Annotated in this window: 11 protein-coding genes; all 11 read right to left on the minus strand. The window is 67.7% G+C overall.

The annotated features are described in order from the left end of the window. On the minus strand, positions 1-1,466 hold a 1,466-nt coding region (locus tag AC1DSF_RS30230; protein ID WP_478184018.1), incomplete at its 3' end, for an AMP-binding protein. Between the two features lie 19 nt (positions 1,467-1,485). Then, positions 1,486-1,905, minus strand: coding sequence for a MaoC family dehydratase (locus tag AC1DSF_RS30235; RefSeq protein ID WP_478184019.1), 420 nt, complete (start codon positions 1,903-1,905; stop codon positions 1,486-1,488). After that, a complete protein-coding gene (locus tag AC1DSF_RS30240) occupies positions 1,902-2,372 on the minus strand; it encodes a MaoC family dehydratase N-terminal domain-containing protein (RefSeq protein WP_478184020.1) in 471 nt (156 codons plus the stop codon). The genes AC1DSF_RS30235 and AC1DSF_RS30240 overlap by 4 nt, the downstream gene beginning before the upstream one ends. A gap of 25 nt (positions 2,373-2,397) precedes the next feature. Further along, the gene (locus AC1DSF_RS30245) at positions 2,398-3,561 is read right to left on the minus strand and encodes a thiolase family protein (RefSeq protein WP_478184021.1); all 1,164 of its coding nucleotides are present in this window, start codon (positions 3,559-3,561) and stop codon (positions 2,398-2,400) included. Further along, the gene (locus AC1DSF_RS30250) at positions 3,558-4,727 is read right to left on the minus strand and encodes an acyl-CoA dehydrogenase family protein (RefSeq protein WP_478125955.1); all 1,170 of its coding nucleotides are present in this window, start codon (positions 4,725-4,727) and stop codon (positions 3,558-3,560) included. The genes AC1DSF_RS30245 and AC1DSF_RS30250 overlap by 4 nt, the downstream gene beginning before the upstream one ends. 4 nt (positions 4,728-4,731) lie before the next feature. Next, positions 4,732-5,898, minus strand: a complete 1,167-nt coding sequence (locus AC1DSF_RS30255) for an acyl-CoA dehydrogenase family protein (protein WP_478184022.1) — start codon at positions 5,896-5,898, stop codon at positions 4,732-4,734. After that, positions 5,895-6,980, minus strand: coding sequence for an ABC transporter ATP-binding protein (locus AC1DSF_RS30260; RefSeq protein WP_478184023.1), 1,086 nt, complete (start codon positions 6,978-6,980; stop codon positions 5,895-5,897). The genes AC1DSF_RS30255 and AC1DSF_RS30260 overlap by 4 nt, the downstream gene beginning before the upstream one ends. After that, the gene (locus AC1DSF_RS30265; protein WP_478184024.1) at positions 6,977-8,041 is read right to left on the minus strand and encodes an ABC transporter ATP-binding protein; all 1,065 of its coding nucleotides are present in this window, start codon (positions 8,039-8,041) and stop codon (positions 6,977-6,979) included. The genes AC1DSF_RS30260 and AC1DSF_RS30265 overlap by 4 nt, the downstream gene beginning before the upstream one ends. 5 nt (positions 8,042-8,046) lie before the next feature. Continuing rightward, positions 8,047-8,970 carry an ABC transporter permease gene (locus AC1DSF_RS30270; RefSeq protein WP_478146457.1) on the minus strand — a complete coding sequence of 308 codons (924 nt, stop codon included), beginning with the start codon at positions 8,968-8,970 and terminating at the stop codon, positions 8,047-8,049. Then, the gene (locus AC1DSF_RS30275) at positions 8,963-9,880 is read right to left on the minus strand and encodes an ABC transporter permease (protein ID WP_478184025.1); all 918 of its coding nucleotides are present in this window, start codon (positions 9,878-9,880) and stop codon (positions 8,963-8,965) included. Before AC1DSF_RS30275 ends, AC1DSF_RS30270 begins: the two co-directional genes overlap by 8 nt. Then, positions 9,877-10,239: AMP-binding enzyme (locus AC1DSF_RS30280; protein WP_478146459.1), on the minus strand; the 363-nt coding region annotated here is incomplete at its 5' end. The genes AC1DSF_RS30280 and AC1DSF_RS30275, both read right to left, overlap by 4 nt.

Consider the following 10,239-nt stretch of genomic DNA (forward strand, 5'->3'; position numbering starts at 1 on the left):
CCCACCTCGCCCAGGCGCCGGTCCGGCACGCCCACCACCACGGCCTCGCGCACGCCCGGGTAGGTCTTGAGGAACACCTCGATCTCCTGCGTGGCCACGTTGAAGCCCCCGGGCTTGATCATTTCCTTGACCCGCCCGCGATAGATGAGATAGCCCTCCGCATCCAACTCGCCCAGATCGCCGCTGTGCAGCCAGCCTTCGGCATCGAAAGCCTTGGCGTCTTCTTCGGGGCGCTTGTAGTAGCCCTTCATGAGCACGTAGCCGGCGATGCAGATCTCCCCGACCGTGCCGCTGGGCAGCGTCTGGTTGGTCTCCACGTCGGCAATGCGGATGCGAACCCCCTCGACCGGGCGACCGTTCGTGCCGGCACGCTTGTCCAGCGGATCGCTGCAGTCCGTCCGGCACACGGCATTCGACGTCTCGGACATGCCGAAGACACCGACCAGTTCCGGCACGCCGAGCGTGTGCGTGGCCCACAGGAAAGAGCCCTTCGACAGCGGCGCGCCCGTGCCGGTGCGCAGGCTGGAGAGGTCGTGGCGGCCACGGTCTTCGAAGGCCATCAGGTCCTGCACGATCGTGTCGACGAAGAAGCTGATCGTGATGCGCTCGCGCTCGACCGTTTCGCAGAAGCTGCGCGGCTCGAAGCGATCGACGATGACGATGGCGGCGCCGGCCAGCAGCATCGACAGGGTGTAGCCCGTGCCGGTCGCCGAGAACAGCGGCACACACGAAAGATAGCGATCCGCCGGCGTGAGGTGCATGCGTGAAACGGTCTGCCAGTTGTTCTGCAGCAGCGGTCCGTGGCACACCTGTGCGCCCTTGGGAAACGACGTGGTGCCGGAGGTATAGAGGATCTGCGCGACGTCGTCGGGACCCACCGCGGCCATCGCGGCGCGCAGGACTTCGTCCGTGGCAGCTCCGCCGAGCCGCTCGTGTCCGGCCCGCTCGATCGCGTCGAACGGATAGATCCCCGCCGCCAGCGCATCGGGGGCGGCGGCAATCACGCGCCGCAGCATCGGCAATCGCGCGCTGCGCCAGGCACCGAGGGGCTGATCGGCCCAGGCCGGTTCGAGCTGCGCCAGCAGCGGCAGGTAGGCCACCCCGCGCGATGCGTCCTGCATGATCAGCGTCGACGTGTCCGACTGCGCCAGAACGTATTCAAGATCGGACGCACGGAAACGCGTGTTCACCGGCACCAGCACAGCCCCGATCATGGGCACCGCCCAGCGCGCGATCATCCACTCGGCGCCGTCGCCCATCCAGAGCGCCACCTTGTCCCCGCGTACCACGCCGCACTCGATCAGGCCGCGTGCGAAGGCGCAGACCCGCGCTGCGAGCGTGGCGAAGTCGATGCGCTGCGCACCGACCACGACGGCCTCGCGGCCGCGATGCGCCGATGCCGCCCACACCAGTGCATCGCCGAAGGTGCACTGGCGCCAGTCGAGAGATGCGTTCGGGAGAGTCATGGACACGCGCTCTGCGCAATCAGCGCCGGCCCGGCTTCAATGTGGCTTCGCCGGACGCCACGGCCCGGCCTGCGACATCGGCATCGATGCGGCACTGCACTTCGCCGGCTGAATCCGCATCGCCGATTCCGGTGATCACGCCCACCACGTGCACTGCATCGCCCGGCCGCACGGGCGCCGTAAAGCGCGCGGCGATGCGGCGCACCTGACCGCCCGCGCCGGCCCAGTCGCTGGCGGCCCGCGCCATGAATGCCATGGTCAACATGCCATGCGCGATCACGCCGCCCAGCCCGGCGTCGGCCGCGTATTGCTCGTCGTAGTGAATCGGGTTGTAGTCGTCCGATGCGCCGGCATAGCGCACCAGCTGTTGCCGGGTCACGGGTTCGGTCGTGAGCTCGAAGCGACTGCCGATCGCGAGATCACTCTGTGCCTGGCTCATGCAAGGCTCCGCTTCTCGACCTGCGCGAGCGAACGGTAGACCGTGCTGCGCCCCGCGGTGAAGACCAGTTCGCCGTTCTCGTCGCGCCCTTCGACGGCCTGGTGCAGCAGCTCCATGTGGCCCTTGCTGCCCTGCTTGTCCTCGACGCCGACGAAGCGCACGCGGCAGCTCAGGCGCATGCCGGCGACGATGGGGCGCACGTAGTCGAAGGAGGTCTGGCCCGCGACCACGCGGCGCCGGTCCAGCGGTGCGAACCAGGGCGGCTCCTTCGGCGGACGGAAGCAGGTCGGGAAGGTGGGTGGCGCGACCACGTTCCGGTAGCCCAGCGCCCGCGCATGGGCAGCATCGCGATAGAGCGGGTTGGGATCTCCGATGGCATCCGCGAACTTGCGGATCGCGCCGGCCTCCACCTCCACCGTGAAAGGCTCCGAGAGTTGGCCGATCAGGCTGCGGTCGATTTCCGTCATGCAGGTCTCCTTGGCGGCGCCACGATCAATCGAGGCGCTCGACGATGGTCGCGGTCCCGAGCCCGCCACCGCAGCACATGGACTGCAGCCCGTACCGGCCGCCGCGGAGTTCGAGTTCGCAGATCAGGTTGGTCATGAGGCGCGCGCCGGTGGAGCCCAGCGGATGGCCGATCGCGATCGATCCGCCGTTGACGTTCACCTTGTCCAGCGGCGCCCCGATGTCCGCCAGCCATGAACCGAGAATCGACGCGAAGGCTTCGTTGATCTCGAAGAGATCGATGTCGGCCACCGACAGCCCCGAGCGTTCGAGGATCTGTCGCGTGGCCGGAATGGGCCCCGTGAGCATGATCTCGGGGTCGACGCCGACCACCCGTTGCGCCTTGAGCCGCGCGCGGGGACGCAGCCCGAACTCGCGCGCCTTAGCGGCGGTCATCAGCAGCAGGCCCGCGGCGCCGTCGGAGACTTGGCTCGAATTGCCCGCGGTGATGCGGCCATCGCTACGAAAGGCAGGCTGCAGCGACGCCATCTTCTCGGGCGTCCCGCCTCTGCGTACTCCCTCGTCCGCCTGGAGCCGCTCCCCGTTGGCAAGGGCCACGGGCAGCAGTTGCGTTGCCAAGTGTCCGGCGTCCTGCGCCGCCGCCGCGAGCGCGTGGCTGCGCAGGGACAGTTCGTCGAGCCAGGCACGCTCCAGCTTCCAGCGCTCTGCAATCCGCTCCGCCGCCTCGCCCATCGTCGGCATGGAAAGACGCTCGACCAGATCCGCGGGATACCTGCGGCCGTACTTCGTGTCGTCGTTGCCGCCTGCCGTGTGCGACATCAGCTCGACGCCCCCGGCGAGCACCACGTCGCATACCCCGCTGCGAATCAGGTTGTCGGCAAAGTGAACCGCCTGCTGGGATGACCCGCAGGCGCGAGTGACTGTCACGCCGGGCACGCTGAACGGGAAGCCCCCCATCAGCAAGGCGGTGCGGGCAACATTGCCCGCCTGCTCGCCGACCTGCGCGGCGCAGCCCGCGACGACGTCGTCCACACGCTCGCGCGGCACGCCGTTGCGATCGCACAGCGCCACCAGCACCTGGGCCAGCAGCGCGGAGGCGTGCATCTCCTGCAGTGCACCGCCGCGGCGGCCCACGGGGGTGCGCAGCGCATCGACGATCACCGGTTCGCGGTCGTCCAGTCGGATGCTCATTCGCCGCCCTTTCCGGCCCACTGGCTGTTCTTGCGCTGGAGGATGTGGCTCGCGATCATGTTCTTGTGGATCTGCAGCGTGCCGCCGTAGATGGAGCCGCCTCGCACTTCGCGGTAGCGGCCTTCCACCGGGTATTCGGTCATGTACCCGTAGCCGCCGAGGAGCTGGATCGCGTCGTCGCAGATTTCCTTGGCGGCCTGCGCGACATAGACCTTGGCCACCGAGGTCTCCAGCGGCGACGGCAGCCCGGCCGCGGTGTTCGCGGCGGCGCGCCAGGTCAGCAGCTGGGCGGCTTCGAGCTTGACCTTCATCTCGGCCAGCATCCACTGCAGCCCCTGGAAGTCGGCGAGTTCGCGGCCGAACTGCTTGCGCTCCTTGACGTACGACAGCGCGTACTCGTAGGACGCCTGGGCCGATCCCAGCATGCGTGCGATGCTGCCGAGACGCTCGACGTTGTAGACGCTGATGAGCTTGCCGAAGGCATTGCCCTCTGCGAGGATGTTGGCGCGCGGCACCCGGCAGTCGCTGAAGAAGAGCTCGTACTGGCGCTCGCCGGCCATGTTCACGGTGCCGGACGAGATCGTCAGGCCCGGTGCGTCGTGCGGCAGCAGCAAGGCGCCGATGTCGCTTGCGCGGCCCGTGTTGCCGAAGCGGCAGTACAGCAGCGTCGCATGGTTGTCGCGGGCGGCGCTGATGAAAATCTTCTGTCCGTTGATGACCACGTCGTCGCCGTCGATGCGAGCGCGCGTGCGCATGGCTGTGGCCGCCGAACCGGCCTCGGGCTCGGTGATGCCGATGCTGATGCCGATCTCGCCGCGCGCGACGCCGCCGACGAAGACCCGCTTGTGTTCCTCGTTGCCGATCTCGAGCACCGCGCCCACGGCGCCTGTCGAGGTGCGATGCGTCAATCCACCCATCGTCGAATCGACGCTCTGCACCACCTGCAGGAGCAGCAGGGTGTCCAGGAGCGGCATGTCGAGGCCGCCGTAGGCCGACGGAAGGTTGAGCCCGAGCAAGCCGTGCCTGGCCATCTCGCGGCGCAGGCTGTTCATCGCGTCGGCCGTACCCTTGGCATGGGCCTCGTGAGCCAGGGGAAGGAGCTGGCGGCAGAGCTTCTCGGTGGCCGCCATCATCTCGCGCTGCGAGGGGGTGATCTGAAAATCCATGGGATCAGCGCTGCAGTGTGGAGTCGAAGGTCTCGCCGAGTTCCGCGGCGCCGATGATCTGCGCCGTGCGGTCGTGCCCGACGTGCAGCACGTGCGTGTCCAGGTCGCGCACCAGGCGTCCGAGCGGGAATTCGTCGAAGAGGGCGGTCGAGCCGGCCAGCATGATCAGGGTGTGCGACATCGTGAGGGCCGCATGGGCGCAGATCGATTTGGCCTTCATGGATGCCAGCTCCGCTGCCTGCACGTCGCCGCGGGTCCAGGAGGCCAGTGCGTCTTCGAAGACCACCTGCGCGCCGTGCAGCATCGTCTGCGTTTCGCCCACGCGCAGCTGCACGAGCGGATCCTTTCCGCGTCCGCGCTCCCTCAGGCCCTTCATGACCCACTCGTAGGCGCCTTCGATGGCGCCCAGGTAGTTGGCCGCGAAGCCCAGGTGGAACCGCCCCTGCCAGCGCCCCTTGGGATAGGCACCGGGTTCGCCCAGCACGTGCGTGTGTGGGATGAAGACGTTGTCCAGGTAGATCTCGGGACTCGGACAGGCGCGCATGCCCGTCGGGCGGTACCAGTCGTGGTTGGCGGTGACGCCCTTCATGCCGGGCTCGACGATCACCATCAGGTGGCCCTTGAAGTACTCGGTCTCGCCCTCGATGGTGGCGAAGATGATCGCCAGGCCGTTCTCGAAGCCGTTGGTCGCGTAGTTCTTGCTGCCGTTGACGATGTACCCGCCATCCACCGGCTTGGCCGTGGTCTTCAGCACGTACATGTGCTTGCGGTTGGCTTCGCTGCCGACGAAGGACGAGAGCTTCATCGACCTTGTCATCGGCTTCACGAACATCTCGCGCTGCTCGGTCGTCCCGATCTCGTCGATGGCCCACGCCACGTGGTTCTGCACTTGCATGCAGTGCGCGGTGCCCGGCGATCCGCGAGCCACCGTGCGGATGCCCTGCAGAAAGGTCGCGGGATCGCTGGACATGACATTGCTGCCGAGACCGCCGTGATCGCGGCGCACCGTGGCCGTCAGCAGGCCGAGGTCCCAGAGGTCCTGGAGGTTTTCCATCGGCATGGATGCCTCTTCGTGCGTCTTGCGCTCGCGCTCGCGAAACTTGGTTTTTGCGAGTTCGTCGAGCTTCTTGAACAGCGGCGTGTCGAGCACGGCATGGGCATCGAATGTCATGAGATTTCCTTTTGTTGGGGACGGCTTTCGCCGGCGGGCAGGACTTCGGATGGCGGCACCGCGCGAGGGCTGGCGGTCGCCCCTCGCATCGGCACCAGGGCTTCGGCGTAGTGGCAGGCGACCCAGTGACCCGGGGCCAGCGTGCGCAGCACGGGCTTCTCGGCCGCGCAGCGTTCGGTCGCTTGCGGGCAGCGCGTGTGATAGGGGCAGCCGCTCGGCGGATTCATCGGCGACGGGATCTCGCCGGACACGGGCGCTTCGCCGTCGCGCTGCGCGCCGCGGGAATCGACCGATGCAATCAACGCGCGGGTGTACGGATGCCGCGGGTTCTCGACGATGTCCGCGGTGTCGGCGATCTCCATGAACTGCCCGAGGTACAGGACACCGATGCGCTGGCTCATGTAGGCCACCACGGCAAGATCGTGCGAGATCAGCAGGTAGGTCAGGGCCAGGCGCTGCTGCAGGTCCTTCAGGAGATTCAGGATCTGCGCCTGGATGGAGACGTCGAGCGCGGAGACGGGCTCGTCCAGGATCATGCAGCGCGGGTTCAGGCCGAGCGCGCGTGCGATCGAAACCCGCTGGCGCTGGCCGCCCGAAAGCTCATGGGGAAAGCGCCGTCCGGCATCGCCGGGCAGGCCGACCAGCTCCAGAAGCTCGCGCACCCGTGCGTCCCGCTCCCTGGTACCCAGAACGCGATGGATGCGCAAGGGTTCGTCGATGATCCGGCCGATACGCATGCGCGGATTGAGCGAGCTGTACGGGTCCTGCAGCACCGGCTGGAGCGCCAGATGGAAGCGATCGCGCTCGGCCTGGGTCAATCCATCGAGGTTCTGGCCATCCACTTCGATCGATCCCGAAGTCGGCGGCTCCGCCAGCATGAGCATCTTGGCGATGGTGGTCTTGCCCGAACCCGATTCGCCAACGAGCCCGAAGGTGGTGCCGGCGGGGACATCGAAGCTCACGCCCGCCACCGCCTGCAGCGGCCGCGCCCGGCCGAAGAGGCCGCGGCGGATCTGGTAGACCTTGCGCAGGTCGCGGACCTTCAGGTAGGCGTCGGCCGCGCCGTCTTCCATGCGCTTCATCGGCCGACCTCCTGCAATGCTTCGGCGTGACGTGCGGCCGCGGGCGCCGGCGATTCGTAGGCGCCCAGTCGCTGCTCGGTGAGCCAGCAGGCCACCCGCCGTTCGCCCTCGTTCCACTCGAACCAGTCGGGGTATTGCGTGGCGCACTGCGCCACGGCGAACTTGCAGCGCGGCTGGAAGCGGCAGCCCTGGGGCAGGCGCGCGAGCGTCGGCTGCTGGCCCGGGATGGCAGCCAACCGGCGCTCGTAGGCGCCCAGCGATGGCACCGCCTGCAGCAAGCCGACCGTGTAGGGGTGCACCGGCCGCTCGAAGACATCGCGGATCGGTCCGGATTCGACGATGCGACCGCCATACATGATCGCCACGTCGTCGCAGAACTGCGCCGCGAGATGAAGGTCGTGCGTGACGAACACGATCGACATGTTCTGCTCGCGTTGCAGATCGCGCAGCAGGTTGAGGATCTGCAGCTGCACCGTGACGTCGAGCGCGGTCGTGGGCTCGTCGCAGACCAGCAGGTCCGGCGACAGGGCGATGTTGATCGCGATCGACACGCGCTGGCGCATGCCGCCGCTGAACTGGAACGGATAGCTGTTGAGGCGCTCTTCGGCAGCGGGGATCTTGACCTTCTCCAGCACCTCGATGCACTTGCGTTTGAGGGTCGCGCGATCGGTGATGCCCTGGTGGTAGCGGAACACCTCCGACACCTGGTCGCCGATGGTGAAGAGCGGGTTCAGCGAGGTCATCGCATCCTGCAGGATCATTCCGATCTCGCGGCCGCGCACCTTCTGAAGATCGGCTTGCGACATGCGGGCCAGGTCGCGGCCCTTGAACAGCACCTCGCCTTGCACGAGGCGCCCGTTGGAGGGCAGCAGTCCGAGCATCGACAGGCACGTGATGCTTTTGCCGGAACCGGATTCGCCCACGATCGCGAGTGCGCGGCCGGCGCCGACCTTCAGGCTCACGTTGTCGACGGCAGTGACGACACCGGCGCCGCCGCGCCCCGCGGCCTGGCGGCTGCGCAGCATGGTGGTGAGATTGCGGGCCTCGAGAAGTGGCTGCACGTCGTTCACCATGCCCGGGTCAGGTTGGGGCTGAGCCAGTCGCGCAGCGCATCGCCCAGCAGGTTGGCCGAAACCACCGCGAGCATGAGGACCATGCCCGGGATGCCGCAGATCCACCAGGCGGTTTCGAGGTAGCCGCGGCCGTCGGCGATCATCGAGCCCCACGACGCGGTGGGCGGCTGCACGCCGAGTCCGAGGAAGCTCAGCGTGGCCTCCAGGATGATGATGATGCCTACGTCCAGCGTGGCGAGCACGATGAAGGTGTTGATCACGTTCGGCGAGATGTGCTGAAGGATGATGCGCAGCCGCGAGGCGCCGGCCAGCCGCGCCAGCAGGACGAAGTCGCGCTCTCTCAGGCTCAGGGCCTCGCTGCGGGTGACGCGTGCGAAGCGCGCCCAGTTCGCCAGGCTCAGAACGAGGATCAGGTTGAACATCGAGAACCCGATCGCGCCGACCAGCACCAGCGCGAGGATCACCGCGGGCAGCGCAAGCTGGATGTCGGCCAGCCGCATGGCGACAGCATCGGCCACGCCGCCGAGATAGCCTGCCGCGATGCCCAGCAGCCCGCCGAAGAGGCCGGCGACCAGCACGGCGCACAGTGCGACGAAGAGCGAGACCTGCGAGCCCCAGATGGTGCGCGACAGCATGTCGCGGCCCAGTTGGTCGGTGCCGAACCAGTGCTCGGCCGACGGTGGCTTGAGGGTCGCCGACAGCGAGATCGCCGCCGGATCCTGTGGCGCGAAGAAGCCGGGAAAGAGGGCGAATGCGATCAGCACCAGGGCCAGGAAGGCGGCGACGCCAAACTGCAGGCGCGACAGGAACATGCTGCGCGAGCCGGTCGTGGGAAGCTCGACGCGCACATCGGCCGGCCTTCGGTGCACCTGGGGCCGTCCCGCGGGGACCGCGGCCGTGGAGGGGACTTCATGCATAGCGGATCCTCGGATCGATGGTGGCGTAGACGATGTCCACAGCCAGGTTGACGCTGGTGAAAATCAGGGCCCCGACGGTCACGGCCGCTTGCACGACCGTGTAGTCCAGATTGGAGATCGACTCGAGGATCAGGCGCCCCACCCCCGGCCAGGCAAACACGAACTCGACCGAGACGGCGCCGCCCATCAGCACGCCGAACTGCAGCGAGATGAAGGTGATGACCGGCAGCAGCGCGTTGCGAAGCGCATGCCGGTAGACGATCACCCGCTCGGGCACGCCCTTGATGCGCGCCAGCTTGATGTATTCGGAGTCGAGCACTTCTGTCATCGACGACCGCGTCAGACGCATGATCCCGGCGGACGAATACCAGCCGAGCGCCATCGCTGGAAGGATGAGATTGACGGAGCGGCCGTAGCCGCCGGTCGGCAGCCATCCGAGCTGGATCGCGAAGAGCCGGATGAAAAGCAGGCTGAAGAGAAACGGCGGCGCGGCCTGCCCCAGAACGGCAAAGACCTTCGAGAACTGGTCGATCCAGCTGTCGCGGCGCACCGCGGCGGCGACGCCGAGCGGTACGCCGATGGCCACGGCCAATCCCAGCGAGGTCAGCGTCAGCAGCAGTGTCGGGCCGAGCGCGTCCATGACGACGCCGAGCGCCGGTCGCGAGAAGCGGTACGACATCCCGAGGTTGCCGCGAAGCAGGTCGAGCAGGTAGGCGCCGTACTGGACCACCACCGGACGATCGAGGCCCATCTGAGTGCGCAGAAGTGCGCGGTCGGCGTCCGTGGCTTCGGGCGGCAGCATCAGGTGGGTCGGGTCGCCCACCTGGCGAACGATCACGAAGATGATCAGCGTCACCAGCAGCACGGTGATCGCTGACTGGCCGAGACGCCGCAGGATGTAGTGGATCACCGGTTTGCCTCCTCGCGCGCGCTCGCCGCCGCTTCGTCGAGCGTGGCCTGCGCCCTGGCCTTGAGCTCGAGCTTGCGGATCTTTTGGCTGCCCGTGAGGGGCCAACTGGTGACGAACTCCACGTGCCTGGGCACCTTGTAGCTGGCAATCGATGCCTTGCAGTACGCCTGCAGCTGCGCTGCCTCCAGCGTCACGCCCGGACGCGCCTCGATGTAGGCATAGCCCACCTCGCCCAGGCGCCGGTCCGGCACGCCCACCACCACGGCCTCGCGCACGCCCGGGTAGGTCTTGAGGAACACCTCGATCTCCTGCGTGGCCACGTTGAAGCCCCCGGGCTTGATCATTTCCTTGACCCGCCC

Source organism: Variovorax sp. 01N429, assembly GCF_056399425.1.

Excerpts from the sequence above, each read along its gene's own strand:
- AC1DSF_RS30235 (WP_478184019.1), bottom strand. The coding sequence starts at position 1,905 with ATGAGCCAGGCACAGAGTGATCTCGCGATCGGCAGTCGCTTCGAGCTC.
- AC1DSF_RS30240 (WP_478184020.1), bottom strand. The coding sequence starts at position 2,372 with ATGACGGAAATCGACCGCAGCCTGATCGGCCAACTCTCGGAGCCTTTC.
- AC1DSF_RS30245 (WP_478184021.1), bottom strand. The coding sequence starts at position 3,561 with ATGAGCATCCGACTGGACGACCGCGAACCGGTGATCGTCGATGCGCTG.
- AC1DSF_RS30250 (WP_478125955.1), bottom strand. The coding sequence starts at position 4,727 with ATGGATTTTCAGATCACCCCCTCGCAGCGCGAGATGATGGCGGCCACC.
- AC1DSF_RS30255 (WP_478184022.1), bottom strand. The coding sequence starts at position 5,898 with ATGACATTCGATGCCCATGCCGTGCTCGACACGCCGCTGTTCAAGAAG.
- AC1DSF_RS30260 (WP_478184023.1), bottom strand. The coding sequence starts at position 6,980 with ATGAAGCGCATGGAAGACGGCGCGGCCGACGCCTACCTGAAGGTCCGC.
- AC1DSF_RS30270 (WP_478146457.1), bottom strand. The coding sequence starts at position 8,970 with ATGCATGAAGTCCCCTCCACGGCCGCGGTCCCCGCGGGACGGCCCCAG.